Annotated in this window: 21 protein-coding genes; 12 read left to right on the top strand and 9 right to left on the bottom strand. The window is 72.8% G+C overall.

Annotated features, from left to right (window positions below; all coding sequences use genetic code 11):
- Window positions 1-199 precede the first annotated feature (199 nt).
- The 3 genes from AB0P07_RS27670 to ppdK all read right to left on the bottom strand — a co-directional run bounded on the left by AB0P07_RS27670 (window position 200) and on the right by ppdK (window position 4,121).
- Window positions 200-844 carry a CBS domain-containing protein gene (locus tag AB0P07_RS27670; RefSeq protein ID WP_365555283.1) on the bottom strand — a complete coding sequence of 215 codons (645 nt, stop codon included), beginning with the start codon at window positions 842-844 and terminating at the stop codon, window positions 200-202.
- A 90-nt stretch (window positions 845-934) separates the two neighbouring features.
- Window positions 935-1,318 (bottom strand): hypothetical protein, encoded by a 384-nt coding sequence (locus AB0P07_RS27675; protein WP_365555285.1) that lies wholly within the window; start codon window positions 1,316-1,318, stop codon window positions 935-937.
- Between the two features lie 106 nt (window positions 1,319-1,424).
- Window positions 1,425-4,121: a pyruvate, phosphate dikinase gene (gene ppdK / locus AB0P07_RS27680; protein WP_365555287.1), complete on the bottom strand. Its 2,697-nt coding sequence runs from the start codon at window positions 4,119-4,121 to the stop codon at window positions 1,425-1,427.
- A gap of 229 nt (window positions 4,122-4,350) precedes the next feature.
- On the opposite strand from ppdK, the gene AB0P07_RS27685 reads away from it, so the two are divergent.
- The 5 genes from AB0P07_RS27685 to AB0P07_RS27705 all read left to right on the top strand — a co-directional run bounded on the left by AB0P07_RS27685 (window position 4,351) and on the right by AB0P07_RS27705 (window position 11,246).
- On the top strand, window positions 4,351-5,295 hold the full coding sequence (locus tag AB0P07_RS27685) for a universal stress protein (RefSeq protein WP_365555288.1): 945 nt from the start codon (window positions 4,351-4,353) through the stop codon (window positions 5,293-5,295).
- Window positions 5,296-5,555: 260 nt separating this feature from the next.
- On the top strand, window positions 5,556-7,814 hold the full coding sequence (gene pflB, locus AB0P07_RS27690) for a formate C-acetyltransferase (protein WP_365555290.1): 2,259 nt from the start codon (window positions 5,556-5,558) through the stop codon (window positions 7,812-7,814).
- A 5-nt stretch (window positions 7,815-7,819) separates the two neighbouring features.
- Entirely contained in the window at window positions 7,820-8,572 is a 753-nt protein-coding gene (gene pflA, locus AB0P07_RS27695) for a pyruvate formate-lyase-activating protein (protein WP_365555351.1), read from the top strand.
- Between the two features lie 92 nt (window positions 8,573-8,664).
- A complete protein-coding gene (locus tag AB0P07_RS27700; protein ID WP_365555292.1) occupies window positions 8,665-9,366 on the top strand; it encodes a response regulator transcription factor in 702 nt (233 codons plus the stop codon).
- A gap of 122 nt (window positions 9,367-9,488) precedes the next feature.
- Window positions 9,489-11,246, top strand: a complete 1,758-nt coding sequence (locus AB0P07_RS27705; RefSeq protein WP_365555294.1) for a two-component system sensor histidine kinase — start codon at window positions 9,489-9,491, stop codon at window positions 11,244-11,246.
- 29 nt (window positions 11,247-11,275) lie between these two features.
- Here the strand turns inward: AB0P07_RS27705 and AB0P07_RS27710 are convergent, their stop codons facing one another.
- A complete protein-coding gene (locus tag AB0P07_RS27710) occupies window positions 11,276-12,259 on the bottom strand; it encodes a hypothetical protein (RefSeq protein ID WP_365555296.1) in 984 nt (327 codons plus the stop codon).
- A 275-nt stretch (window positions 12,260-12,534) separates the two neighbouring features.
- On the opposite strand from AB0P07_RS27710, the gene AB0P07_RS27715 reads away from it, so the two are divergent.
- The 6 genes from AB0P07_RS27715 to AB0P07_RS27740 all read left to right on the top strand — a co-directional run bounded on the left by AB0P07_RS27715 (window position 12,535) and on the right by AB0P07_RS27740 (window position 18,712).
- Window positions 12,535-13,164 carry a hypothetical protein gene (locus AB0P07_RS27715; RefSeq protein ID WP_365555297.1) on the top strand — a complete coding sequence of 210 codons (630 nt, stop codon included), beginning with the start codon at window positions 12,535-12,537 and terminating at the stop codon, window positions 13,162-13,164.
- A 152-nt stretch (window positions 13,165-13,316) separates the two neighbouring features.
- Window positions 13,317-14,222 carry a universal stress protein gene (locus AB0P07_RS27720; protein WP_365555298.1) on the top strand — a complete coding sequence of 302 codons (906 nt, stop codon included), beginning with the start codon at window positions 13,317-13,319 and terminating at the stop codon, window positions 14,220-14,222.
- A 39-nt stretch (window positions 14,223-14,261) separates the two neighbouring features.
- On the top strand, window positions 14,262-14,600 hold the full coding sequence (locus tag AB0P07_RS27725) for a universal stress protein (protein ID WP_365555300.1): 339 nt from the start codon (window positions 14,262-14,264) through the stop codon (window positions 14,598-14,600).
- Window positions 14,601-14,748: 148 nt separating this feature from the next.
- A complete protein-coding gene (locus AB0P07_RS27730) occupies window positions 14,749-17,445 on the top strand; it encodes a GNAT family N-acetyltransferase (protein WP_365555302.1) in 2,697 nt (898 codons plus the stop codon).
- A gap of 12 nt (window positions 17,446-17,457) precedes the next feature.
- Window positions 17,458-18,189, top strand: coding sequence for a CBS domain-containing protein (locus AB0P07_RS27735; protein WP_365555303.1), 732 nt, complete (start codon window positions 17,458-17,460; stop codon window positions 18,187-18,189).
- Window positions 18,190-18,205: 16 nt separating this feature from the next.
- Entirely contained in the window at window positions 18,206-18,712 is a 507-nt protein-coding gene (locus AB0P07_RS27740) for a flavodoxin domain-containing protein (protein ID WP_365555305.1), read from the top strand.
- Between the two features lie 324 nt (window positions 18,713-19,036).
- On the opposite strand, the gene AB0P07_RS27745 is transcribed toward AB0P07_RS27740, so the two are convergent.
- Both AB0P07_RS27745 and AB0P07_RS27750 read right to left on the bottom strand, forming a co-directional pair.
- Window positions 19,037-20,608, bottom strand: coding sequence for an SDR family oxidoreductase (locus AB0P07_RS27745; RefSeq protein WP_365555307.1), 1,572 nt, complete (start codon window positions 20,606-20,608; stop codon window positions 19,037-19,039).
- Window positions 20,609-20,655: 47 nt separating this feature from the next.
- Complete coding sequence (locus tag AB0P07_RS27750) at window positions 20,656-21,594, bottom strand: hypothetical protein (RefSeq protein ID WP_365555309.1); 939 nt, start codon at window positions 21,592-21,594, stop codon at window positions 20,656-20,658.
- Window positions 21,595-21,760: 166 nt separating this feature from the next.
- Here AB0P07_RS27750 and AB0P07_RS27755 point away from each other — a divergent pair, with 166 nt between their 5' ends.
- Complete coding sequence (locus tag AB0P07_RS27755; protein ID WP_365555311.1) at window positions 21,761-22,363, top strand: DUF4383 domain-containing protein; 603 nt, start codon at window positions 21,761-21,763, stop codon at window positions 22,361-22,363.
- Between the two features lie 29 nt (window positions 22,364-22,392).
- Here the strand turns inward: AB0P07_RS27755 and AB0P07_RS27760 are convergent, their stop codons facing one another.
- From AB0P07_RS27760 to AB0P07_RS27770, 3 genes are all read right to left on the bottom strand, one after another.
- Window positions 22,393-22,926 (bottom strand): ester cyclase, encoded by a 534-nt coding sequence (locus AB0P07_RS27760; RefSeq protein WP_365555313.1) that lies wholly within the window; start codon window positions 22,924-22,926, stop codon window positions 22,393-22,395.
- A gap of 165 nt (window positions 22,927-23,091) precedes the next feature.
- A complete protein-coding gene (locus tag AB0P07_RS27765) occupies window positions 23,092-24,558 on the bottom strand; it encodes a HAMP domain-containing sensor histidine kinase (RefSeq protein ID WP_365555315.1) in 1,467 nt (488 codons plus the stop codon).
- Complete coding sequence (locus AB0P07_RS27770) at window positions 24,555-25,286, bottom strand: response regulator transcription factor (protein ID WP_365555317.1); 732 nt, start codon at window positions 25,284-25,286, stop codon at window positions 24,555-24,557. Before AB0P07_RS27770 ends, AB0P07_RS27765 begins: the two co-directional genes overlap by 4 nt.
- Between the last annotated feature and the right edge of the window lie 127 nt (window positions 25,287-25,413).

The raw sequence follows: 25,413 nt of genomic DNA on the forward strand, positions 1-25,413 counted from the left end.
CCGTGCACATACGGCGGCTCGGGACGGGAGGGGCGCCGCGGGGGACCGGCGCCCCTCCCCGACTCCACTCTTGTGCGGGCTCCGGTGGAGCGGGAGGCGCCGAAGGTCCCCTTCCGGGCCCGTCCGGCCCGGTTCCCCCGGGCCTGTCCGGGCCGGGAAGGGCCCGGACCGTGCCGCCGAACCGCCTGCCGGGGGTTCATCAGAGACCGGCGCGGCCGGCCACGGCGGGCTGGGCGCAGTCGTCGACGCGGTAGGTCAGGGCGTTCACCACGCCGACGACGCCTTCCAGCCGCCAGGTGGCGTGCACGGCCTCCGGCACCTGACTGCGCCGGTCCACCCGGCCGTCGAGGGTGACGACGCCGTCGCGGACGAGGACGTGGACGGCCGCGGACCGCAGCCCCAGGCCGCCGACGACGACCTCCTCGGTCACCTGGTCGCGGATGTCGTCGTCCGTGCGCAGGAAGACGCGGAGCAGGTCCCGGCGGGTGGCGATGCCGATGAGCCGGTCCTCCTCGTCCACCACGGGCAGCCGCTCGACTCCCCGGCGCTCCATCAGCCGGGCCGCGTCCGGGACGGTCTGCTCGGGGTGCACGGTGATCGCCGGACTCGACATGACGTCCGCCGCGGTGACGGCATGGTCCGGCCGCCGGCCGGCCCGGTGCGCCTGCGCGCGCACGAGGTCGGTCCCGGAGACCACTCCGAGGACCTTGTCGTCGTCGTCGAGTACCGGCACACCGCTGATCCGGTGCCGGTCGAGCAGCCGGACGACTTCCTTGAACGGTGTCGTCCGGCCGGCCCGTACGACGTCCCTGGACATCACTTCACCAACAGTGCGACTGGGCACGGCGGTTCCTCCTTCTGAGCACGGCGGGCAGGGGGACCGGACCGGTGTCGGCCCCCTGGCCGCCAGGCCGGCGGGCGCGCCGGGCGGCGCCTAGCGCCCCGGACCGCCACGCCACGGGGGCGGTGCGGCCGCCTTGCGTGTGGCGTCGCCGCGGTGGGCGACGCGGTCCGTGTTGCCGCGCAGCCGGTCCTGCAGCCGGTCGGCGAGTTCCCGGGCGCTCGCCTCGCGGGCGTGGACGACCACCAGGTGGTGGCCCAGCCGGATCTCCGCGGCGGCGGACCACGGCAGCTCGACGTGGTGGGCCGCCGCCCGGACGACGCGCACCTCGCCGCTCGTCGGCGGCAGGCCGGGACGGTCGAGCACGGCGCCGACCTTCTCCCGGAGGTAGGCGAGTGACCCCTCGTCCACGTCGCCCTCGGCGCGCACCCGGACGGTGGCGTCGAGAGCGCGTGCACCGATGTCCTTGGCAGTCATGTGCTCAACTCCTCGTGGTCGCAGCGGAACGGCTCCAGCCTGTCGCGCCCCGGTGCCTTTGCTCCAGGGGCGGCCGGCCCCCGGGACCGGGGCCGACGGTCCCGCTTCACCTGCTGTCGCTGGCATCGGCGAGGTCCAGCGCGGCCCGCCCGGCCTCCAGCCGAGCCACCGGGACCCGGAACGGGGAGCAGGAGACGTAGTCGAGGCCGGCGGCGTGGAAGAAGTGCACCGATTCCGGGTCGCCGCCGTGCTCGCCGCAGACGCCGATCGTGAGGTCCGGCCGGGTGGCGCGGCCCTCGGCGACGGCGATGCCGACCAGCCGGCCCACGCCGTCGCGGTCGAGCGTCTCGAAGGGCGAGACGGGGAAGACGCCCTTGTCGAGGTAGGCGGAGAAGAACTCGGCCTCGACGTCGTCGCGGGAGAACCCCCAGGTGGTCTGGGTCAGGTCGTTGGTCCCGAAGGAGAAGAACTCGGCGTCCTCGGCGATCCGGCCGGCCGTGAGCGCCGCCCTGGGCAGCTCGATCATGGTGCCGACGGGGCACGTGACCGGCACTGACGAGGTCTCCGACACCTCGGCCAGGACCCGCTCCACCTCCTCCCTCACGAGCCGCAGTTCGCGCACGTCCCCGACGAGCGGCACCATGATCTCCGCCCGGGGGGTGCCACCGGCCCTCACGCGCTGCGCCACGGCCTCACCGATCGCCCGCACCTGCATGGCGATCAGGCCGGGGACCACCAAGCCCAGGCGTACCCCGCGCAGCCCGAGCATCGGGTTCTCCTCGTGCATGCGGCCGACGGCGGCCAGCAGTTCGGCGTCGTGCCCGTCCGGTTCCTCGCCGCGGGCCTCGGCGGTGGCGATCCGCACCGCCAGGTCGGCGCGGTCCGGCAGGAACTCGTGCAGCGGCGGATCGAGGAGCCGTATGGTGACCGGCAGGCCGTCCATCGCCTCCAGGATGCCGGTGAAGTCCGCGCGCTGGAGCGGCAGCAGGGCCGCGAGCGCCCGCTCGCGCCCCGCGTCCGTCCCCGCCAGGATCATCTCCTCGACCAGCTTGCGCCGCTCGCCGAGGAACATGTGCTCGGTGCGGCACAGACCGATGCCCTGCGCTCCGAACCGGCGTGCGCGAAGAGCGTCCTGAGGCGTGTCGGCGTTGGCCCGCACCTCCAGTCGCCGGACGGCGTCCGCGCGGGCCAGGGCCCGGGCCACCGCGTCGACCACGCCGGTCGTCGCCCGGCCGCCCGCACCGGCCTCCAGGTGGCGCATGACTGCCGAGTCGACCAGCGGCACCGCGCCCGCGTACACCGCCCCGGCGGTGCCGTCCACGGACAGGACGGTGCCCTCCTCGACGATCGTGCCGTCCGGTGCGGTGCAGCGCCGGGCCCCGGTGTCCACGGTGAGTTCGTCGGCACCGCAGACGCAGACCTTGCCCATGCCGCGCGCCACGACGGCGGCGTGGCTCGTCTTGCCTCCGCGACCGGTGAGCACGGCCTGAGCGGCGATCATGCCGGGCAGGTCGTCGGGCGTGGTCTCCTGCCGGACGAGGACCACCTTCTCCCCGAGGGCGGCGCGGCGGACGGCCTCCGCCGAGTCGAAGACCGCGACACCCACCGCGGCACCCGGCGAGGCTGGGACACCGCGGGCCAGCACGTCACCGGTCACAGCGGTGTCGAAGCGCGGGAACATCAGCCGGGCCAGGCCCTGGCCGCTGACCCGGGCGAGGCCCTCGTCCGCGGTGATGAGCCCTTCGTGGGCCAGTGAGGCGGCCAGGACGAAGGCGGCCTCGGCGGTGCGCTTGCCCACCCGGGTCTGGAGCATCCACAGGGTGCCGCGTTCGATGGTGAACTCGATGTCGCACAGATCGCGGTAGTGCCGCTCCAGGGTCTCCATGTGCCCCCGCAACCGACCGTACGCACCGGGGTCCAGGCGCTCCAGCTCGGACAGCGGCACGGTGTTGCGGATGCCGGCGACGACGTCCTCGCCCTGGGCGTCGGGCAGGTAGTCGCCGTACAGGCCCCGGGCCCCGGTGGCCGGGTCGCGGGTGAAGGCGACACCGCTGCCCGAGTCGGACCCGAGGTTGCCGAACACCATGCGCTGCACGTTGACGGCGGTGCCCAGGTCGTCGGCGATGTGCTCGCGCCGCCGGTACAGGCGGGCGCGTTCGCCGTTCCAGGACGCGAAGACAGCCAGGACCGCCCGGCGCAACTGCTCGACGGGTGACTGCGGGAAGCGTTCGCCGCTCTCCTGGTGGATGACGTTCTTGTACGTCTCCACGAGCCGGGACAGGTCTTCGGCGTCGAGGTGCACGTTGTCCGAGACACCGCGCAGGTCCTTGAGCTGGGCGAGGGCCCGTTCGAACAGGGACGGGTCGACGCCCATGACGGTGGTGCCGAACATCTGCACGAGACGCCGGTAGGAGTCCCAGGCGAAACGCTCGTTCCCGGAGACCTTGGCCAGCCCGTGGACGGACGCGTCGTCGAGACCGATGTCGAGGATCGTCTCCATCATGCCGGGCATGGAGAACCTCGCGCCGGAGCGGACGGACAGCAGCAGTGGGTTGTCCGGTTGCCCGAGCAGCCGGCCCGCGCCGGTCTCCAGGGCCAATAGATGCTCGGAGACCTCCTCCCACAGGCCGGGAGGCTCGCCCCCCGTGTCCAGAAAGCTCCGGCACGCCTCGGTGGTGAGGGTGAACCCCGGTGGCACCGGCAGCCCGAGCCGGGTCATCTCGGCCAGATTCGATCCCTTGCCACCGAGCAGTCCGGCCATGTCACGGCCGCCCTCGGTGAAGTCGTACACGTAACGGGCCATGGCGCTGCGCTCCTCGGTCGTGGGCTCGGTCCTTCCAGCGTCGAATGCCGGCCTTCTGAGCGCGAGGTGCCGGCGGTCCCGGCCGGAGGGCCGGTCGGCCCGGTGCCGCCTCGCGCCCCGCAGGGCCCGAAGGACTCGGAGGAGGGCTGTACGGCCCCTACGGGCCCGCCGCGGCGAGGAGGAGGCTCGGGGACATCCGGAATCCGATCGACCAGGCAGGGGAGACGTCATGCAGTACGACATCGCGGTGGGGATCGACGGATCGCCCGCGAGCCTCGCGGCCGCGCACTGGGCGGCTCACGAGGCCCAGCGGCGGGGGAGCGGTATCACTTTGGTGCACGTCTGGCACCGACACGCCCGTCCCGCGCCGTACATCCCCGCCGGCGGTACCGAGCGGGCGTGGGCCGAGCGGATGCTCGCGGAGGCCGTGCGCAGTGTGCGTTCGGCCCATCCCGGTCTGCGGATCACCGAGCGCCTCGTGTGCGACGCGACGGTCACGGCCCTGGTCACCGCCGCCGACGACGCCGAGATGCTGGTCCTCGGGTCTTCCGGCCCGGGACCGGTCGGCGGCTTCGTGACGGGGTCCGTCTCCCAGCGCGTCGTCGCCCGGGCCGACCACCCCGTGGTGCTGGTCCGGGCCGGACGGGGCGCCGCCGACGAGCATCTGCCCGCCGCCGACGGCCTCGCTCCGGAGGAGATTCCCGAGACCCCGTACCGCGACGTGGTGCTCGGGCTGCGCCTGGACCGCCCCTGCGACGAAGTGCTCGACTTCGCCTTCGAGACCGCACGGCGGCGCGGCTCCGGGCTGCGCGCGGTCCATGCGTTCCGGTCGCCGTCGCGGCCCCGGCCCGCGCCCTCGGTACCCGTCATGGCCCCGGCCGCCGGGAGTCCGGCGGCACACGTCCAGCCGCCCTGGCAGGCACTCGCCGACGCGGAGGGCACGGTGAGCGCGGTGCTGCGCCCCTGGCGGGCGAAGTACCCGACCGTCCGGGTGACCGAGACGGTCACCGAGGAACGGGCCGCCGCGGCAGTGGTGCGGGCCGCGCGGGACGCGGGACTCCTCGTGGTGGGCCGGAGCGCGAACGGACACCGGTTCGGCGCCCGCACCGGCCCGGTCACGCACGCCGTCCTGCACCACGTCGGCTGCCCGGTCGCCGTGGTCCCGCACGAGTGAGGCCGCCCGCGCACGCCTGCCCACCGGGCCGGCGGCGCCGTCCCCCGCCGGCGCGGTGTGCCGGTGGCAGGGCGCTGCCGGCTCCGACCGGCGCACCGGGCGGACCGCCACCAGGCGTCCGTGCTCACCGGGCCCGGGGCCGAAGGTCCCGGCGACCCCGGGCCGGAGGGGCCCGCGCAGTGTCCTGTCCGGCACTGCCCGTCATCGACCCCGACGACGAACATCACTGCTGAGAAGACCGTACGAGGAGAGGACCCGTGATGACCGCGACGGTGACAGCCGGCCCCCGGACCGCCGAAGCCTGGCGGCAGTTCGCCGGGAGCGGGTGGCGTGAGCGCATCGACGTGCGCGACTTCATCCAGGCCAACTACACGCCCTACGAGGGCGACGCCTCCTTCCTGGCCGGCCCCACGGAACGCACCCGCACGGTCTGGGAGAAGGTCAGCGCACTCTTCCCCGAGGAGCGGCGCAGGGGCGTCCTCGACGTCGACACCGCCACCCCGTCCACGATCACCTCACACGCCCCCGGCTTCATCGACCGCGACCGCGAGCTGATCGTCGGCCTGCAGACCGATGCCCCGCTCAAGCGGGCGATCATGCCGGGCGGCGGCCTGCGCATGGTGCAGAACGGGCTGCGGGCGTACGGATACGAGACCGACCCGTTCGTGACGAAGGTGTTCGACACCTACCGCAAGACCCACAACGCAGGCGTCTTCGACGCCTACACCCCCGCCATGCGCGCCGCCCGCAAGGTCGGCATCATCACCGGCCTGCCGGACGCCTACGGCCGTGGCCGGATCATCGGCGACTACCGTCGCGTCGCCCTCTACGGCACCGACCGGCTCGTCGAGGCCAAGCGTGCCGAGCGGGCCCTGCTGGACGCCCGGCCGTCCACCGCCGACGTCGTCCGCGACCGCGAGGAACTGGCCGAGCAGATCCGGGCGCTGGGCGAGCTGGCCGAGATGGCCGCGTCCTACGCCTGTGACGTCACCCGGCCGGCGGTCACCGCCCACGAGGCCGTCCAGTGGCTGTACCTCGGTTTCCTCGCCGCGGTGAAGGAGCAGAACGGCGCGGCCATGTCGCTGGGCCGTACCTCCACCTTCCTGGACGTCTACCTCCAGCGCGACCTCGACGATGGGCTCCTCGACGAGAGCCGCGCCCAGGAGCTGATCGACGACTTCGTCATCAAGCTCCGCATCGTGCGCTTCCTGCGCACCCCCGAGTACGACGCCCTGTTCTCCGGCGACCCGACCTGGGTGACGGAGTCCGTCGGCGGCATCGGCGCCGACGGCCGCCCCCTGGTCACCCGCACCTCCTTCCGCTTCCTGCAGACCCTCTACAACCTCGGTCCCGCTCCCGAGCCGAACCTGACCGTCCTGTGGTCGCCCCGGCTGCCGGCCGGCTTCAAGGAGTTCTGCGCCCAGGTGTCCATCGACACCAGCGCCGTCCAGTACGAGTCCGACGACCTGATGCGCCCGCGCACCGGCGACGACACCGCCATCGCCTGCTGCGTCTCCGCGATGGCGGTCGGCAAGCAGATGCAGTTCTTCGGCGCCCGCGTCAACCTCGCCAAGGCGCTCCTCTACGCCGTCAACGGCGGCCGGGACGAGATGACCGGTGACCAGATCACCCCCGAAACGCCGCCGCTGACCGGCGAGTACCTGGACTACGGCGAACTGTCCGCCGCCTACGACCGCGTCCTGGACTGGCTGGCCGAGACCTATGTGAACGCGCTCAACGTCATCCACTACATGCACGACAAGTACGCCTACGAGCGCATCGAGATGGCCCTCCACGACCACCCGGTGCACCGGTTCATGGCCTGCGGCATCGCCGGGCTGTCGGTCGCCGCGGACAGCCTCTCCGCCGTCAAGCACGCCCGGGTCAAGGTCATCCGCGACGCGACCGGACTGGCCGTGGACTTCCACACCGAGGGCGACTTCCCGGCGTACGGCAACAACGACGACCGGGCCGACGCCCTGGCCGTCGACCTGGTGGAGTCCTTCATGGCGAAGGTGCGCAGGCACCCCACCTACCGCGACGCGGAGCACACCCAGTCCGTGCTGACCATCACCTCCAACGTCGTGTACGGCAAGCACACCGGCAACACCCCCGACGGACGCCGCGCCGGACAGCCCTTCGCCCCCGGCGCCAACCCGATGAACGGCCGCGACCGGCACGGCGTGGCCGCCTCCGCCCTCTCGGTGGCCAAGCTGCCCTACGAGGCCGCCCGCGACGGCATCTCCCTGACCACCACGATCACCCCGGAGGGGCTCGGCCACGTCCCCGAGGAGCGGGCCGGTCACCTGGCCGGCATCCTCGACGCCTACATGTCCGCGGGCGGCTTCCACATGAACGTCAACGTGCTGGACCGCGCCGTGCTGGAGGACGCGATGGAGCACCCGGAGAAGTACCCCGAACTGACGATCCGGGTCTCCGGCTACGCCGTGAACTTCGTCCGCCTCACCCGCGAGCAGCAGCTCGACGTGATCAGCCGCACCTTCCACGGATCGCTGTGAGCACCATGCGCCCGACCACGGCACCCGGGACGGTCACCGGCCGCATCCACTCCTGGGACCTGTCCACCGGCGTGGACGGTCCCGGGACCCGGTTCGTCCTCTTCACCAGTGGCTGCCCCCTGCGCTGCCTCTACTGCGCCAACCCCGACACCTGGCACATGCGCGACGGCCGGGAGGCCACCGTCGACGAGGTGATGGCGGAGATCGACAAGTACCGCGGTTTCCTCACCACGGCCGGCGGAGGCGTGACCCTCACCGGCGGCGAACCCCTGCTCCAGCCCGCCTTCACCGCAGCGGTCCTGCGCCGCTGCAAGGAAGCCGGCCTCCACACCGCCCTCGACACCTCCGGCTTCCTCGGCGCCCGCGCCACGGACGAGCACCTCGCCGACACCGATCTCGTCCTGCTGGACATCAAGTCCTTCGACGTCCCGACCTACCGGAGACTGACCGGCGGGGAACTCTCGCCCACCGTGAACTTCGCCACCCGGCTCGACCGGCTGGGCAAGCGGATGTGGATCAGGTACGTCCTGGTGCCCGGCTGGACCGACGACGAGGAAGCCGTCGACGGCCTGGCCGGCTTCCTCTCCGGCCTGGACTGCGTCGACCGGGTCGACATCCTTCCGTTCCACAAGCTCGGTGCCGCGAAGTACGACGCCCTGGGCATCCCGTTCCCCCTGGCGGGAAACCCGGTTCCCGACACGGCGCTGGTGGACCGGGTGCGCGGGCAGTTCCGCGAGCGGGGCCTGTCGGCCCAGTGACGCGGGAGAAAACAGGGCCGACCGGCCCTGGACCTCGCCATCCTGGGAAGGAAGGATTCCGCCACAGGCCGAGGGACGACGAGGAGTATTCGATGGCGCACAGCGAGCAGGACGGCGGCACGGGAAGCCCGATCAGGGTTTTCCTCCTGGACGACCACGAAGTGGTACGGCGAGGAGTGCACGACCTGCTGGACGACGAACCGGACATCACCGTGGTCGGAGAGGCGGCGACGGTGGAGCAGGCGCTGGTCCGGGTCCCCGCCCTGCGCCCCGACGTGGCCGTCCTCGACGTGCGCCTGCCCGACGGAGACGGCGTGACCGTCTGCCGCGAGCTGCGGTCGCAGATGCCGGATCTGGCCTGCCTGATGCTGACCTCCTTCGACGACGAGGAGGCGCTGCTGGACTCGATCATGGCGGGAGCGGCCGGCTACGTCCTGAAGCAGATCCAGGGCTCGGACCTGGTCTCGGCCGTGCGCACGGTGGCCCGCGGCCAGTCGCTGCTGGACGCCAGCGCCACGACCAAGCTGATGGCACGGCTGCGCGGCGGCGGGCAGCAGCCGGCGGAGGAGCCCGAGATGCTGCCGGGGCTCACCGACCGGGAACGCGAGATCCTCGAACTGATCGGTGAGGGCCTCACCAACCGGCAGATCGGCCAGCGGCTCTACCTGGCCGAGAAGACGGTCAAGAACCACATCTCCCGGCTGCTCGCCAAGCTGGGCGTGGAACGCCGTATCCAGGCCGCCGTCATCGCCACCCAGGCACGGGACCGGATGCGCACCGAAGGCCAGAACTGACGATTCCGGCCAGCCGGGTCGCGTGACGGCGCTGATCTCTCCTCGCCTCCCTGTTCGAGCCGCTACCGTGGCAGGTGCACGGTACGGCCGCCGACAAGCGGTGAGGCGTTGGAGGAGCAGCGGTGGAGAACGCCGAGGAGACCCGCGAGGCCAGGGTGCGGCTGCCCCAGCTGCGGCTGGACGAGCTGCTGGAGGAGTTGCAGGCCCGTCTGGACGCGGCGCGTGGCACCCGGGACCGGGTCCACAGCCTCCTGGAGGCCGTGCTGTCGGTCGGCCGCGAACTCGACCTGGAGCAGGCACTGCGCAGCATCGTCGAGGCCGCGGCGGCCCTGGTCGACGCGGAGTACGCGGCGCTCGGGGTGATCGGCCCGGACGGCAAGCGGCTGTCGGCCTTCCACACCGTGGGCGTCGACGCGCAGCAGATCGCGCGTATCGGCCCCTACCCCGAGGGTCACGGCATCCTGGGCGAGCTGATCCGACATCCCGAGCCGCTGCGCCTGGCGAAACTCTCCGACCACCCCGCTTCCTACGGGTTCCCGGCCCATCACCCGCCGATGAACACCTTCCTCGGCGTACCGATCCGGGTGCGCGACCACGTCTTCGGCAACCTGTACCTGACGGAGAAGCGCGGCGGGCAGCAGTTCGACGAGGACGACGAGTCGGTGCTCGCCACGCTGGCCGTGGCGGCCGGCGTGGCGATCGACAACGCCCGCCTCTACGAGGAGTCCCGGCTGCGCGAGCGCTGGCTCCAGGTGAACGCCGAGATCACCCACACGCTGATGTCCGGCGCGGACCAGGGTGGGGTACTGCCGCTGATCGCCGAGCGGGCCAGGGAGATCACCGGCTCCGCCCTGAGCGTGGTGACCACGCCGGTGAGCGGCACCGGCACCCTCGCGGTGGAACTCGCGGTCGGTCACGAGTCCGACGCGTGGCGCGGGATCGTGCTGCCCGTCGAGGGCACGCTCATCGGGCAGGCCTTCGTGCAGCGGGCGCCCGTCCACAGCCCGGACGTGTGCCGTGACTCCCGGGTTTCGGCCGGTCCACCACGCATCGAAGGACTGGGGCCGGCCGTCGCCGTGCCGATCGGCTCGGGCGCCGAGGCCCGCGGTGTCGTGCTGCTGGTCCGGCGGTCGGGCGGTCAGGAGTTCTCCGAGAAGGAGACCGAGCCGCTCCAGGTCTTCGCCGCCCAGGCCGCCGTCGCGATGGAGCTGGCGCAACGACGTGCGGACGCCGAACAGATCGCCCTGCTGGAAGACCGCGACCGCATTGCTCGCGACCTGCACGACCTGGCCATCCAGCGGCTCTTCGCCACCGGTATGACCCTGCAGAGCGCCGGCCGCCGCGTCCAGGACTCGATGGCCTCCGAGCGGATCCTGCGGGCCGTGGACGATCTTGACGAGACCATCAAGATCATCAGGTCGACGATCTTCGGCCTCCGCTCCCGCGACGACGACGCGGTGCCCGGGTTGCGCTCCCGCGCGGTGCGCGCGATCGGCGAGGCCGCCCCGCTCCTGGGCTTCGCACCCAGCGTCCGCATGGAGGGCCTGCTCGACACGCACGTGCCCGCCCGGACCGCCGACCACGTCATGGCCGTTCTCACCGAGTCCCTGACCAACGTCGCCCGGCACGCCCGGGCCGACCGGGCCGACGTCGTGCTGGAGACGGACGGCAAGCAGGTCCGTCTGACGGTCACGGACAACGGCGTCGGCATCCCCGACGGAGGCCGGCGCAGCGGCCTGACCAACATGGCCGAGCGAGCGCAGGAACTCGGCGGCGGCATGGAGCTGGAAAGCCCCGGTGGGAAGGGGGCGCGGCTGGTGTGGCACGTGCCCCTGGCGGACTCCCTCGGCAGGGCGGAGAGCGGCCGGTCCGCCTCCTGACGCACGGCGTCGGCGGACGGACGGCACGATCACTCGTGGTCCTCCATCGCCTCCTCCACCGGACGGCGCGGTGAGGCGGGCCCCTGCGGTCCGTATCCGAGCCGGAGCACCATCTGCGTGTGCCCGCGGGGACCGTCGACCGGGAGACCGTCGAGGGCGCGGCGCAGGTCGGGCCACTCCATGGCCTGGTGAAGAAGTGATGCGCGCACTCCGCGCCGGGTGGCCAGCAGAAGCACGCGCTCCAGGGCCTGGCCGGCCCGCAGCCAGTCCGTCCGCCGGTCGTGCGCGGTGGACAGAAGCGCGAGGAGCGGCCGGGTCTCGAAGGCGAGGGCAGGCAGCACCTCCGGGTGCCGGTGGGCTCCGAAGTCCCGCATCGGCAGACGGTCCAGCGCGTCCTGCGGACCCAGCGCCGCCGACGGAAGTCCCAGCGACGGGGGGTGCGGGCCGCTGACGAGTCGGCGGCTCTCGGCCGAGCGGTCGGCGTCCGCGCGATTGCGCCACTCCGCCTCCCACGTGGCGCACAGCACCCGCTCGGTGTCGTGGCGTCCGGGGAAACGCAGGGTCGCGCCCTCCAGGTGAGCGGCCTCGATCAGCTCCGTGAGCAGGTCCGACGGCAGCGGGCGCCCCGAGAAGGGGAAACGACTGCTGTGCCGGCGCCACACCGTCTCGTACAGGCCGGTTTCCGGCGCACCGCGCACGGATTCGGCGAGACGGACCGTGGCGAGCAGAGCGGGACGGTCCGGGCAGGGGAGCAGGCGGGTCACCGGCTCCCAGCCGAAGTGGACGGCGGCGACGCGCAGATTGAGCACCGCGCAGCCCACCGACAGGTGCACGGCGCGGCCCACCGGGTCGGTGTGGCGCAGCGCCCGGTCCGCGGCGGCGTGGATGTGCACCGTGCGGCCGTCGGCATCGAGCCTGAAGCGCCAGGGCTGGGTGTTGTGCAGGGACGGCGCGGCCACGGCCGCCGCGACCAGCCGCTCCGCGACCGGGGCGTCCAGGGTCGACGAACTCATCGGAACTCCTCCTTCCCGCCCACGTCCGAGGCCGGCTGGGCCGGTGGGCGAACACATTCCAGCCTCGGTCCCCGCGGAGGCGCGCGTAAGGGCCGTTCGGGCATCGCCGGGCACCGTTCGGCCGCGTTGGCACGGTGGCGGCCGAAGGTCCCTGCGAATTGGGGCTGTTGAGCCCCTGGGGTGCGGACTTTCGGCGTCGGGTGCGGGGCGGCGGGGGGGCGGGAGAGTCAGTGGTGTCCGGAACCGACCGGATCTTCTCTGAAGGGGTCACTGTCATGGCCGTGCACCAGTCCGCGCATCGTGGTTCGGGTTTCCGTCTGCCGTCGTCGCGCCGTAAGGGCGCCGTATCCGTGCCGGGGGCGGCCGAGTCGGTGGAGGCCGGCGCGCTCACCGCCCGGGCCTGTGTCCTCGCCTCGGCCCGGGTGCTGATGGGCTTCGTCTTCCTGTGGGCGTTCCTGGACAAGACGTTCGGGTTCGGTTACGCCACCGCGTCCGGCAAGGGCTGGGTCGACGGTGGTTCGCCGGCCGAGGGCTTCCTCGGGCATGTGGCGGTCGGTCCGATGGAGTCGGCGTTCCACTCGTGGGCCGGGGCGGCGTGGGCCGACTGGCTGTTCATGCTGGGCCTGCTCGGGATCGGGCTGGCCCTGACCGCGGGGGTGGCGCTGCGTCTGGCGGCTCTCGCGGGGACGGTGATGATGGCGTTGATGTGGGTGGCGGAGTGGCCGCCGGCGAAGCATCTGTCGGACGGGTCGGCGAGCATGTCGACGAACCCGTTCGCCGACTACCACGTGGTGTACGCGGTGCTGCTGATCGTGCTGGCCGCCGTCTCGGCCGGTGACGCCCTGGGGCTGGGCCGGCTGTGGGCCAGGCTCCCCATCGTCCGCGACCACGCGTGGCTGCGCTGAACACGACCGGTGGGGCGGGCCCGCCCGAGGACCCGCCCCACCACTGTGCGGGCAGGGACGGTCGGCCCCGTCCCGGGACCACAGGCCCCTGCCCTCGTAGACCGCCCGAAGAGACGCTGAGAACAGAACACAAGACACAGGAGGTGGCCGGAATGGCCCGCACGATCACCGTAGGACTCGACGGCTCGCCCGAGAGCCGGGCAGCCGCAGAGTGGGCGGCCCGTGAGGCCGCGCTGCGCCAGGTGCCGGTACGACTGCTCCATGTCTGGCAGCCGGTACCGGAGCCCATGGCCCAGGCTCCGCTTCTCGGCGCCGAGACCCACCAGCACTGGACCGAGCGGATCCCCCGGGACACGGCCGAGGGCTTGAGGCTGCGGCACCCGGGGGTCGAGGTGACCACCGAGCAGGCGACCGGGAATCCGGCGGACGCCCTGCTCGCCGGCACCCGTGACGCGGAACTGCTGGTGCTCGGCTCGCGCGCCCTCAGCGGGCTCACGGGCTTCCTGGTCGGATCCGTCGGCCAGTCCGTGATCACCCGCACCGAGACACCGGTGATCCTCGTCCGCGCGGGGGAACAGGCCGCCGACGAACACCTCAAGGACCCCTCCGGCATCCCGTCCGCCGCCACGGGCTTCCGGCCCGTGGTCGTGGGACTGGACACCGGCAGCCCCGACGAGGCCGTCCTCTCCTTCGCCTTCGAGGAGGCGCGGCGCCGTCGGGCCCCGCTGACCGTCATGAGGGCCTGGAACCTGCCGTCCTCCTACACCTACAGCATCGCCGCCGGATTCGACCCGCGCGAGGAACTGGCCCGCGCCCAGACCGAAGCACTCGGCGAGGCACTGCTGCCCTGGCGGGAGAAGTACCCGGACGTCGAGGTGACCGAGACCTGTCGGCTCGGCAGTCCCGCCGAGCACCTCATCGACGCGGCCCGCGACGCCTCCCTCGTCGTCGTCGGCCGCCGTATCCGCCGCAGCCCGTTCGGTGTGCACATCGGCGCCGTCGCCCACGCGGTCATGCACCACGCCACCACCCCCGTCGCCGTCGTCGCGCACGCCTGACGCGGTCCACCGAAGACGAGCCCAGAGGGAGCAGGCACCATGAAGGCAGCGGTCGTCCGCGAGTTCGGCAAGCCCCTGGTCATCGAGGACACGGTCGAGCACCCGCTGCTCGCGGGCACGCCCGAGCAGGCGCACGAGGAACGGGCGGCCAAGGAACCGGAGGCCTCGCTCGCCGACGCCCCGGCGGACGTACGCCTGCGCCGCCACACGGCCGAGGGCCCCGCCCGCCGAGTGCTGCTGACCGCCTCGCACGAGGCGGACCCGCTGGTCGTCGGCCGACGGCGTCCCGGGCAGTTCGGGCACCGCCTCGGCCGGGTCGCCCACACGCTCCTGCACCACTCCGCCTGTCCGGTCGCGGTCGTACCCGACACGGCGTGACCGCCCGGAGGCGCCGCCCGGGACGACCGGCGGGAGACCGGGGACCGACCGGCCCCGCGGGCGCCCCCGGTCGGTCCCTGGGCGCGACCGACGTCGTGACAGACGCTCGACAGGCCACAGGACCCGAGCGGCTCGAAGGAGAACCGCCATGAAGGACGACACGCCACCCCGCCCAGCAGTCCACGCGCTGCTCACGGACGGCACCACCGTCCGCATCCGCGCCGTCGAGCCCGGGGACCACGAGCAACTGGAAGGGCTCTACGCGCAGATGTCACCGGACAATCGCCGGCTGCGCTTCTTCTCGGCCGGCTCCCGCTCCGCCGGCCCGGCCGCGGACATCGTGTGCGCGCCGGCCCGGCGCGGGCACCGGGCCCTGCTCGCCGAACGCGCCGGACAGGTCATCGGCCTCGTCGAGTACCACGCCGCCGACGACGCGCCGCACACCGCCGAACTCGCCGTCGCGGTCGCCGACGGCCTGCACCACCGGGGTGTAGGAACCCTGCTCGTCGAGCACCTCGTCTCGGCCGCTCGGACCGACGGCATCACCGCCTTCACCGCCGACGCCCTCAGCGACAACCACGAGGTACTGCGGCTCTTCGCCGACCTCGGCCTCACCACGACCCGGCGGTTCGACGGTCCAGAGGCGCACTGCACCATCGATCTGCACGTCGACGAGACCTACCTGACGGCCTCGGAGGCCCGGGGGCGGACCGCCGACGTGGCCAGCCTGGAGCCGCTGCTGAAGCCGCGCTCCATCGCCGTCGTCGGGGCCGGCCGCCGTCCCGGCTCGGTGGGACGCGCCCTGCTGCACCACCTGCGCGAGGACGGCTTCACCGGCCGCCTGTTCGCGGTCGATCCCGCCACCACCGCCATTCTCGGCGTACCGTCCTACCCCACCGTCGGCGCCCTTCCCGTCGCCCCCGACCTGGTCGTCGTGGCCAGCCCGGCCGAGACCGTGCCGGCCGTCGCCGAGGAGTGCGGCAAGGCGGGCGTACGCGCCCTTGTCGTGGTCTCCGCCGGACTGGACACGGAGCGGTCCGAGGCCCTGCTCACCGCCTGCCGGACCCATGGGATGCGCCTGGTCGGCCCCACCCGCCTCGGCGTGGCCAACACCGCCCCCGGGTACCGTTTCGACGCCACCTTCGCCGCCGCACACCCCCGCGCAGGGACCGCGGGTGTCGCCGTACAGTCCGGCGGTGTCGGCATCGCCCTGCTGGAGGGACTGTCCCGGCTGGGTATCGGCGTCTCCACCTTCACCTCGCTCGGCGACAAGTACGACGTCAGCGGCAACGACCTCCTCCAGTGGTGGGAGAGCGACGGCCACACCGACCTCGCCCTGCTCCACCTGGAGTCCTTCGGCAACCCGCGGGCCTTCTCCCGCACCGCCCGACGCGTCACCCGGTGCATGCCAGTACTGACCGTCGACGCCGGCCGCACCGACGCCGGCCGCCGCGCCGCCGCCTCGCACACCGCCGCCGCGGCCACCGGCACGATGACCCGCCAGGCACTGTTCACCCAGGCCGGCGTCACCGCGACCCGCTCCGTCGGCGAGCTGCTGGAAGCGGCGGCCCTGCTGCACGCACAGCCCCTGCCGGCCGGCCCCCGCGTCGCCGTGCTCACCAACGCCGGCGGTGCGGGAGTCCTGGCCGCCGACGCCTGCGCCGAGGCCGGCCTGACCCTCAACCCGCCCAGTCCCGCACTGGCCGACGTCCTGCTCGCCGCGCTGCCCGCCCAGGCGAGCGCCGGCAATCCCGTGGACGCCACCGCCGCCGTGACCGAGGACGCGTTGCACACCTGCGTCGAGCGGCTCGCAGGTCACCCGTCCGTCGACGCGGTCCTGGTGGTCCTCGTCCCCACCGCGGTCGCCGCCGCGACCGGCGACGACCTGGTCCGGGCCGTCACCCGAGGGCCCGGCCGCCGGGCCAAGCCCGTCATCGTCGTACGTCTGGAACAGGACCTGCCGGTCACCCTGCTGCCCGTCACCGACGGCGAGGCGATCCCCTCGTACGCCGAACCGCAGGCCGCGGCACGGTCGCTGGCCCATGCCGCCCGACGGGCCGCCTGGCTGGCCCGGCCCGTCGGCACCGTGCCGGACCCGGACGACATCGACACCTCCCGCGCGCACGCCCTGGCGGACGACTTCCTCGCCCAACGACCGGAAGGAGGCTGGCTGGACCCGCGTGCCTGCGCCGGACTCCTCTCCTGCTACGGCATCCCTCAGCAGCCCTGGGCCTGGGCCGAGACCGAGGACGACGCCGTACGCGCCGCCGAACGCCTGCGCGGCGCCGACGGCCGGGTGGTCCTCAAGGCGCACTGGCCCGGACTCGTGCACAAGAGCCTTCAGCGCGCCGTCCACCTCGACCTGCGCGACGAGGCCCAGGTGCGCACGGCCTTCCAGGACCTGGCGACCCGCTTCGAAGGACTCATGACCGGAGTCGTCGTCCAGCCCCTCGCACCCCGCGGCACCGAGTTGTTCGCCGGCGTCGTCCAGGACGGCGTCTTCGGCCCCCTCGTCGTCTTCGGACTGGGGGGCACGGCGACCGAGGTGCTCGCCGACCACGCCGCCCGCCTCGCCCCGCTCACCGGTCAGGACGTGCACGACCTGATCACCGCCCCGCGCTGCGCCCCCCTGCTCTTCGGGACGCAAGGCGGCGGACCCGTCGACCTGGAGGGGCTGGAACAGGTACTCCACCGGCTGTCCCGGATGGCCGTGGACCTGCCGCAGCTCGCCGAGGCCGACTTCAACCCGGTCCTCGCCGCACCCGGCGGGATCACCGTTCTCGACGCGCGGATACGCCTGCTGCCCCGTCGGCCGCAGGACCCCTATCTGCGCCGACTGCGCTGAGGAGGAACAGACATGAGGAACCATGAGGTCGGCTCCGTGATGACCACCGAGGTGATCCGCGCCGAGTACGGCACCCCCTTCAAGGCCGTCGCCGGGCTCCTCTCGGAACACCGCGTCAGCGGACTGCCCGTGGTGGACGAGGACCAGCACGTCATCGGCGTCGTCTCCGAGACGGACCTGATGCTGCATCAGGCCGCGACGCCGCTCGCCTACGAGCCGCCCCCGCGGTTCCGCCTCGCACGGCTGACACCCCGCGCCCGTAAGCAGGCGGCCAAAGCCCGGGCCCGCACGGCCGGCCGCCTGATGACCGCGCCCGCCGTCAGCGTGCACGCCGAGGACACCGTCGTGGAGGCCGCCCGCACCATGGTCGAGCACCGGGTGAACCGGCTCCCGGTACTCGACGAGGACGACCGCCTGGTCGGCATCGTCACCCGGCACGACCTGCTGCAGACCTTCCTGCGACCCGACGCGGAGATCCGCGAGGAAGTGATCCGCGAGGTGCTGCAACGCGGACTGTGGCTGGTCGACGGCAGCGTCGACGTCACCGTCACGGAGGGAGTCGTCACGCTGGAAGGACAACTGGAGCGAAAGAGCGAAACCGAGACAGCGGTGGCCATGACCCGCAGGACCGACGGAGTCGTCGACGTCGTGGACAGGCTCACCCACCGCTTCGACGACTCCGAGTTCCGGGACGACACGCGCGTGCCGGCCGGCGTCGCGGACGACTGGCTGCGGCGCCTGTGAGAGGAGGCGGACCACCATGGAGCAGACGGTGCTGGTCGCCTACGGGTCGACCAACGGATCGACGCAGAAGATCGCCGAGACCGTGGCGGAGGTGCTGCGGACGACGGGGGTCACGGCCGAGGCGCTGTCCGCGCGGTCGGTGACGGATCTGGACCGCTATGAGGCTGTCGTGGTCGGCGGTGCCCTGTACGCCGGGCGCTGGCACAAGGACGCCAGGCGCTTCGTACGGCGGCACCGCGGAGCTCTGGCGCACCGGCCGGTGTGGTTCTTCAGCTCCGGACCGCTCGACTCGACGGCCTCGCAGCGGGACATTCCGCCCGTGCCGGGCGTCAAGAGGGCCATGGCCAGGCTCGACGTCCGCGAGCATGTCACCTTCGGCGGTTGCCTCACCGACGGCGCGCAAGGCCGCATCGCCCGCATGATCCTTAGCAACGGCAAGGGTGGTGACTTCCGGGACTTCGCCGCGATCGAGCACTGGGCGGCGGGTGTGGCGAAGGAGCTCGGTGCCAGGACAGACCGGTGAACGGCCCCGGCGGTGCGGTTTTGTCGTGCCCCGGCGTCCGGTCTCCCGGCGCCGACCGGCGCGGGACCGTGCACAGCGTTCGTGAGTACTACGGCCCACACGGGTTCAGTCGGCGCGGTCCGCGGGCGAAGCCGCCCGGCATGCCGCCCAGCAGCGGCAGGGCATTGACCCTGTCCTGCCGCACGGGCCCAACGACGTCCTTGAACAAGGCAGTCGCGTCCCCGGCCGCGACCGTGTGGAACGTGCGGACGCGGGTCCGAGGTGAACGGGACGACCGCGACGGTCACGGCGTCACTCCTGGCGCAGTGGTGCTCGGACGAAGGCTCAGTGCTCCACACTTCGCCGGCCGCGTCGGCGTCGGACGCGCCGCGATCGGTCCCCACTCCTGCGGGCGGTCAGGCCCTTGGCGGCGGCCTGACCGATGTTGCGCGCCATGCCGCCGAAGACAACGGCATGGAAGGGGGACACGGACCACCAGTAGGCGTGGCCGAGCAGCCCACGCGGATGGAACAGGGCACGCTGCCGATAGCGGGTACGGCCCTCCGCGTCCGTCTCGACGTACATCTCCAGCCACGCCAGTCCCGGCAGCCGCATCTCCGCTCGCAGCCGCAGCAGCCGTCCCGTTTCGATCTCCTCGACCCGCCAGAAGTCCAGCGAGTCGCCGACCCGCAGGTGCTGGGCGTCACGCCGGCCGCGGCGCAGCCCGACACCGCCGACGAACCGGTCCAGCCAGCCGCGGACGGCCCAGGCCAGCGGGAAGGAGTACCAGCCGTTGTCCCCGCCGATGCCCTCCACCACCTTCCACAGGGCTTCCGGAGACGCGTCGACCCGCAGTTCCCGCTCGTCCTGGTACAGACTGCCGCCGGCCCAGTCGGGGTCGGTGGGCAGGGGATCACTGGGGGCTCCGGGGACCGAGGCGGACGACCAGCGAGTGGCCACCTGGGCCTCCCGGACCCGACACAGGGCCAGTGCCAGGGCCTCGTCGAACGGCAGGGGCCGGCCGGGAGCGTCGGGGACGTACCGGGCGATGTCGTGCTCCTGGCACACCACCTCATGACGCAGGGACTCCGTCAGGGGCCGCGCGAGGGCGGCCGGGACCGGCGTGACGAGGCCGACCCAGTGGCTGGACAGCCTGGGAGTGAGTACCGGAACCGGCAGGATGATCCGCCGCCGGAGTCCGCTCACGATGGCGTAGCGGCGCATCATCTCGCGGTAGGTGAGCACGTCCGGCCCTCCGACGTCGAAGGCGCGGTTCACGTCGTCCGGCATGGTGGCCGACCCGACCAGGTAGTGCAACACGTCGCGGACCGCGATGGGCTGGGTGCGGGTGTGCACCCAACTGGGGGTCACCATGACGGGCAGTCGCTCGGTCAGGTAGCGCAGCATCTCGAAGGACGCCGACCCGGATCCGATGACCACCGCGGCCCGCAGCACGGTGGCGGGCACGGGGGCGTCGAGGAAGATGCGGCCGACCTCCGCGCGGGAACGCAGATGAGGGGAGAGCGTGCGTTCGGGAACGCCCCGCGGAGTCAGACCACCCAGGTAGACGATCCTCCGCACGCCCGCCTCGTACGCCTGCTGGGCGAAGACGCGCGCCGCGCGACGGTCGGTGTCCTCGAAGCCGGAGCCCGACCCGAGGGCGTGCACCAGGTAGAAGGCGACGTCTACGCCGCGCATGGATTCGGCGACGGAACCAGGGTCGGTGACGTCTCCCCGCACGCTCTCGACATCGGATGCCCACGGCTGGTCACGGAGTTTGGTCGGCGTGCGGGCCAGGCACCGCACCCGATGACCGGCCTCCAGCAGCTCCGGCACGAGGCGTCCGCCGATGTACCCGGAGGCGCCGGTCACCAGACAGAGCAGTCGTTCCTGGTCCTGTCGTCCGTTCGCCGCCACGGCTCTTCCCTTCCGGTCCGTCCACCACACCTTGCCGGGACTTCCGATCACCGGCTCCACAGCGTCACGGCACCCGTCGCGGCGGGGCGGCCCGCTGCCGTGATCAGGAACCGGGATCCGCCCGGCTCCGCCGAGGTCTCGATCAGGGCACCGCGCGACGGCACCGGTGCGCACACGTCCGCCCGCAGTCCGATCACCGCGGCAGCCGTCATCCCACTCTCCAGCAGAACCGCCTGCCGCCCCGCCTCCAAGACCGCCAAGAGGGGCATGCGCGCCGGTCGGCCGGCCAGGAGCACCGGGTGCCCGGGGTCGCGCGGGGCGGTCACCAGTCGTCCGCGAGGTGCCCGGGCCAGCATCACGTCACCGTCGGCCGTGGCACCGACCGCGGCTGCCGGGGGATGGAGCAGACCCGGAAGCGGCACTTCCCCCGCGGGTGCCGCCGAGCCCGCCGGGCGGGCGAACCGCATGGTGCACGACCCGAAGGGCTTCCCCGTGTGCAGGAACTCGGCCGTGACACGATGGGCGACGGGCCGACCGGCCTCGGTCACCAGATCGCTCACGCTCATCCGTACGTCCACGTCGCTGGCGCCGCCCCGCTCCACGGGCCACGACCGCAGCCGCAGTCCCAGGCTGACCGAGACGGGTTCGAGCCGGCCACGAACCGCTCCCGGAGGACGGCCGTACTCCAGTGCGAGGGCGAGCTGACGGGTGGACTCCGCCATGATCAGTGGATGGTGCGCCACCGCGCCCAGCGCGCGTTCGTTCAGCGGATGCAGCCGGGGCCACTGGCAACGGGCCGCGAAACAGCGCTTGCCGAGGCGGGCGAAGGACTCCACCAGCAGCGACGCCATCGACTCCAGACCCAGATCGCGCCAGGTGAACGGCGCCTGCCGTATCACCGGCTCCCGCCCCGGACGGTCACCGACGCCGTCGTCGTGCCGTCGGCCGCGCGCGTCGAACGCCTGGTCCGTCGCCACCTCGTGCATGAGCGTCTCCTGCCGGCAGGCCGGGCGGTGCGGCCGCTGCGCGCACCAGGTCGTCACTGCCCACTTCGCACGCGGGGCCCGCGGCGGATGCACGCCTCGGTACCGGCCCGGGGACCCTGTCGCCGGACATGCATCCGAAGCGAGCGCACACGCGGAAACAACGGACATGAGGCTAAAAGACGAAATGCCCGTCGATCACCACCTGGCCACCGTCTACCGCTACGGCGCGGGCTTCTGCGGGCTGGTCCTGCTGGTCTTCGCCTGTCTCGGCTTCGCCGACGCGCTGAGCCCGTTCGACACCGCGGGCGACACGATCGCCGGCATGACCACCAACGTCGCGCTCAGCGTGATCTCCGCCGTCGTCGGTCTGACGCTGCTCGCCGGAGCGGCGGTCGGCGGCAACTTCGCCTCGGTCCTCAACATGACGGTCGGCGCGCTCTTCGTCCTGAGCGGGTTCTTCCACGTCTTCGTACTGGACCGTCGCGCCAACATCCTGGACTTCGGGATGACCAACGTGATCTTCAGCTTCGTCATGGGACTGGTCATCGCCACGTTCGGCATGTACGGCCGGGTGTCCAGCAAGCTGTCGCACGACAACCCCTACTGGCAGCGTCGCCATCCCGAGCAGGCGGCCCGGGAACGAGAGGCGGCCGCCGCCCTGCCGGACGCGGAACGGGGCGGGCAGGCTCTGCCCGCAGGAAAAGACCCCGAGGGAGCGAGGGCACTACAACCACCCGCCCGCCGTCCTCCCAGGAGCGGGATGCGCTGACGGCCGGTCCGTGTGCGGGGCCGAGGGGGCTACGGAGCGTGGCTGCGTTGATGCGAGTGATGCGCCCGCCAGCGGTCGGTCAGCTGTGTCTTCACGTTGAACGCCCTGGTCGTCGCCCGGTCGGCCGCTGAACCGCGGGAGGGCAGGAGGCCGATCTGACGGCCCAGTTCGGCGCCGTCGAAGACGGTTCGGGACCGTCTGATGCGCCCGGTGTCGACTTCGACGAAGTCGACACCCTGCAGGGCGATGTGCCGTTTCGTGGGGGCGAGACCCTGGTAGGGCGCTCCGTCGAAGGTACCGGTCATGCGCCATTCCACCGCTGCGTACCGGTCGTCCCCGACGGCGTGTTCCATGGTCATCACCAGGTCGGGCATGGCCCGGCGGACCTCCTCGAAGTACCGCCGCACATCCTGTCGGCCCCGGCGCAGACCCACGGGCACGACGTCGTAGACGACGTCCTCGTGGAGGAGTGCGGTGAAGTGGTCCAGATGCCCGGTGGCCACGGACCGGAAGGCCGCTCGGGCCACGTCGACCGGGTCGACGCTGTTCGCTGTCGCATTCACGGCCGCCTCCTGAAGTCGGTGGAGGGCACGCGCCGGGAGCCCGGCGGAGTGCCTGACGGAATCACTGCCGGTTTCCTTTCCAGACTGGATCCTCAGCACGTCCGGTGCACCCCGGCGGCCACGGTCGGTGTCCGGTGCGACACTGCGGTCCCGTGCCGGCCGGCGCTACCCGGGCGGTCGTCGCGGCAGGCGCACGGTGAACGTGGTGGTGCCCGGGTCGCCGGTGACGGTCGCGGTGCCACCGTGCGCGGCGGCCACCGCGGCGACAATGGACAGCCCGAGGCCCGTGCCGCCCCCGTCGGCGCCGCGGGGGCCGTCTCCGTGGACGAATCGGTCGAAGAGATGGTCGCGCAGGGCGGGCGGGACACCCGGGCCGTCGTCGGTCACCGTGAGGCAGGCCGTGCCGTCGTCGTCCCGTCGTACACCCACGGTCACCGCGGTACCGGGAGGTGTGTGCAGCCGGGCGTTGGCCGTGAGGTTCGCGAGAAGCTGGTGCAGGCGGTGCCGGTCGCCCGACACGACGACCGGCTCCTGCGGCAGCTCCAGGGACCATCGGTGATCCGGGCCGGCGGCGCGCGCGTCGTCGACCACGTCCAGCACGAGCCGGGTCAGGTCGACGGGTTCGTGCTCCAGAGGGCGGCCGGCGTCCAGGCGGGCGAGCAGGAGAAGGTCGTCGACCATGGCGCCCATCCGGGCGGACTCCGCGGCGATCCGCTCCAGCGCGCGGTCCACCTCGGGCGGCAGGGGGCCGGGGTGGAGCAGGGCCAGCTCGGCGTGGCCGCGCACCGAGGCCACGGGGGTGCGCAGTTCGTGACTGGCGTCGGCGGAGAAGCTGCGCAGACGTTCCTCACTGCGCTGGCGCTGGGTCAGGGCATGCTCCACGTGGCCCAGCATCCGGTTGAAAGCGGTGGTGACCTGGTCGACCTCCTCGCTGCGCGGCCGGGTGTCGGGGGCACGCGCGGGCAGCGCGACCGTCCCGCTCGCGAGGGGAAGCTCGCCCACCCGGGTCGCGGTGTCGGCGATGCGGCTGAGCGAGCGCAGGGACCAGCGCACCCAGAGCGCACCCGCGACGCCGGCTCCGACGAGCGCCAGCCCGAAGACGCCGCCCGCGACGAGTTCGAGCCGGTGGACCGCCGCTTCGACCGGCTCCAGTGGCAGGCCGGTGATCAGCGTGTCGCCGTCCCGCCCCTGCCATGCCCTCACCCGGTAGTCGCCGAGGCCGGTCAGCTCGACGCTGTGGCCCTGTCCGTCCGTGGGCACAGCCGCGAGGGCCCGGGCGTCGTCGGCGTCGACCTCGAGGGTGACCACGTCAGCCGGTGCGTCGCCCTGTCGGACCACGCCGGCGTTGGTCACCCGGCCGTCCGCGATCCGGACCCCCAGCGTCTCGGCGGCCTGGCGGCGGGTGTCACCGCGTTCGTCTCCGTCGTGGTCGTCGTGGTCCGTGTCCGGGTGCTCCAGACTCGCCGCGAAAGCGCTGCCCGCGTCGGCCAGCTGCTGGTCGAGGCGGTCGGTGAGGAACCTGTTCAGTTCCAGTACGGCCGCCCCGCCCACCGTGGCGCACGCGACGGCGAGCAGCACGAGCAGCCCGGCGGTCAGGCGGGCGCGCAGCGTATGAAGGCGCGGCCACCTCACTGGGGCGCCGGCTTCAGGACGTAGCCGGCGCCCCGCACCGTGTGGATCATCGGGGCGCGGCCGGAGTCGATCTTCTTGCGAAGGTACGAGATGTACAGCTCGACGACGTGGGCACCGCCTCCGAAGTCGTAGGACCAGACCAGATCGAGAAGCTGCGTCTTGCTCAACACCTGACGAGCGTGCCGCATGAGGCAGCGCAGCAGCTGGAACTCGGTCGGCGACAGGTCGATCAGGTCGCCGCCCCGGGTGACTTCGTGCGCGTCCTCGTCCAGTTCCAGGTCCCCGACCACGAGCAGGGAGTCGGTCGCCCGCTCGCGTGTCATCCCGGCGCGGCGCAGCAGGCCGCGCAGCCGCGCGACGAGCTCCCCGAGGCTGAACGGCTTGGTCACGTAGTCGTCGCCGCCCGCCGTGATCCCGGTGATGCGGTCCTCGACGGTATCCCGCGCCGTGAGGAACAGCACGCACACGTGCGGCTGCTCGGCGCGCAGGTCGCGCAGGACCGACAGCCCGTCGCGGTCCGGCAGCATGATGTCCAGGACGACGGCGTCGGGCCGGAAGGCGCGGGCTTCGCGGACGGCGGCGTCCGCCGAGGCCGCCGCGCGAACGTCCCAGCCCTCGTAGCGCAGGGCCCCGGTGACGACCTCGGCGAGATCGGGTTCGTCGTCGACGACGAGAACGCGCACGGGGGTGCCGTCGGCACGGGTCAGGACTGCGCTGGGTGTGTTCATGGCCGTCCCAGCATCCCCCGTAACCCTCTGGATTTCCTCTGAACGTCTTCTGCGACCCCTCGTACCGTCACGGTCGGGGTGCGGCTCAGAGCCGGCTCAGAGGTCACGGCGCCACAGTGGACAGCCC

This window comes from Streptomyces sp. NPDC085944 (assembly GCF_040686295.1).
Lineage (GTDB): Bacteria > Actinomycetota > Actinomycetes > Streptomycetales > Streptomycetaceae > Streptomyces > Streptomyces salinarius.

Bases quoted from the DNA above. Each gene is read 5' to 3' on its own strand.
- AB0P07_RS27675 (WP_365555285.1), bottom strand. From the start codon at position 1,318: ATGACTGCCAAGGACATCGGTGCACGCGCTCTCGACGCCACCGTCCGG.
- ppdK (WP_365555287.1), bottom strand. From the start codon at position 4,121: ATGGCCCGTTACGTGTACGACTTCACCGAGGGCGGCCGTGACATGGCC.
- AB0P07_RS27685 (WP_365555288.1), top strand. From the start codon at position 4,351: ATGCAGTACGACATCGCGGTGGGGATCGACGGATCGCCCGCGAGCCTC.
- pflB (WP_365555290.1), top strand. From the start codon at position 5,556: ATGACCGCGACGGTGACAGCCGGCCCCCGGACCGCCGAAGCCTGGCGG.
- pflA (WP_365555351.1), top strand. From the start codon at position 7,820: ATGCGCCCGACCACGGCACCCGGGACGGTCACCGGCCGCATCCACTCC.
- AB0P07_RS27700 (WP_365555292.1), top strand. From the start codon at position 8,665: ATGGCGCACAGCGAGCAGGACGGCGGCACGGGAAGCCCGATCAGGGTT.
- AB0P07_RS27710 (WP_365555296.1), bottom strand. From the start codon at position 12,259: ATGAGTTCGTCGACCCTGGACGCCCCGGTCGCGGAGCGGCTGGTCGCG.
- AB0P07_RS27715 (WP_365555297.1), top strand. From the start codon at position 12,535: ATGGCCGTGCACCAGTCCGCGCATCGTGGTTCGGGTTTCCGTCTGCCG.
- AB0P07_RS27720 (WP_365555298.1), top strand. From the start codon at position 13,317: ATGGCCCGCACGATCACCGTAGGACTCGACGGCTCGCCCGAGAGCCGG.
- AB0P07_RS27725 (WP_365555300.1), top strand. From the start codon at position 14,262: ATGAAGGCAGCGGTCGTCCGCGAGTTCGGCAAGCCCCTGGTCATCGAG.
- AB0P07_RS27730 (WP_365555302.1), top strand. From the start codon at position 14,749: ATGAAGGACGACACGCCACCCCGCCCAGCAGTCCACGCGCTGCTCACG.
- AB0P07_RS27735 (WP_365555303.1), top strand. From the start codon at position 17,458: ATGAGGAACCATGAGGTCGGCTCCGTGATGACCACCGAGGTGATCCGC.
- AB0P07_RS27740 (WP_365555305.1), top strand. From the start codon at position 18,206: ATGGAGCAGACGGTGCTGGTCGCCTACGGGTCGACCAACGGATCGACG.
- AB0P07_RS27750 (WP_365555309.1), bottom strand. From the start codon at position 21,594: ATGCACGAGGTGGCGACGGACCAGGCGTTCGACGCGCGCGGCCGACGG.
- AB0P07_RS27755 (WP_365555311.1), top strand. From the start codon at position 21,761: ATGAGGCTAAAAGACGAAATGCCCGTCGATCACCACCTGGCCACCGTC.
- AB0P07_RS27770 (WP_365555317.1), bottom strand. From the start codon at position 25,286: ATGAACACACCCAGCGCAGTCCTGACCCGTGCCGACGGCACCCCCGTG.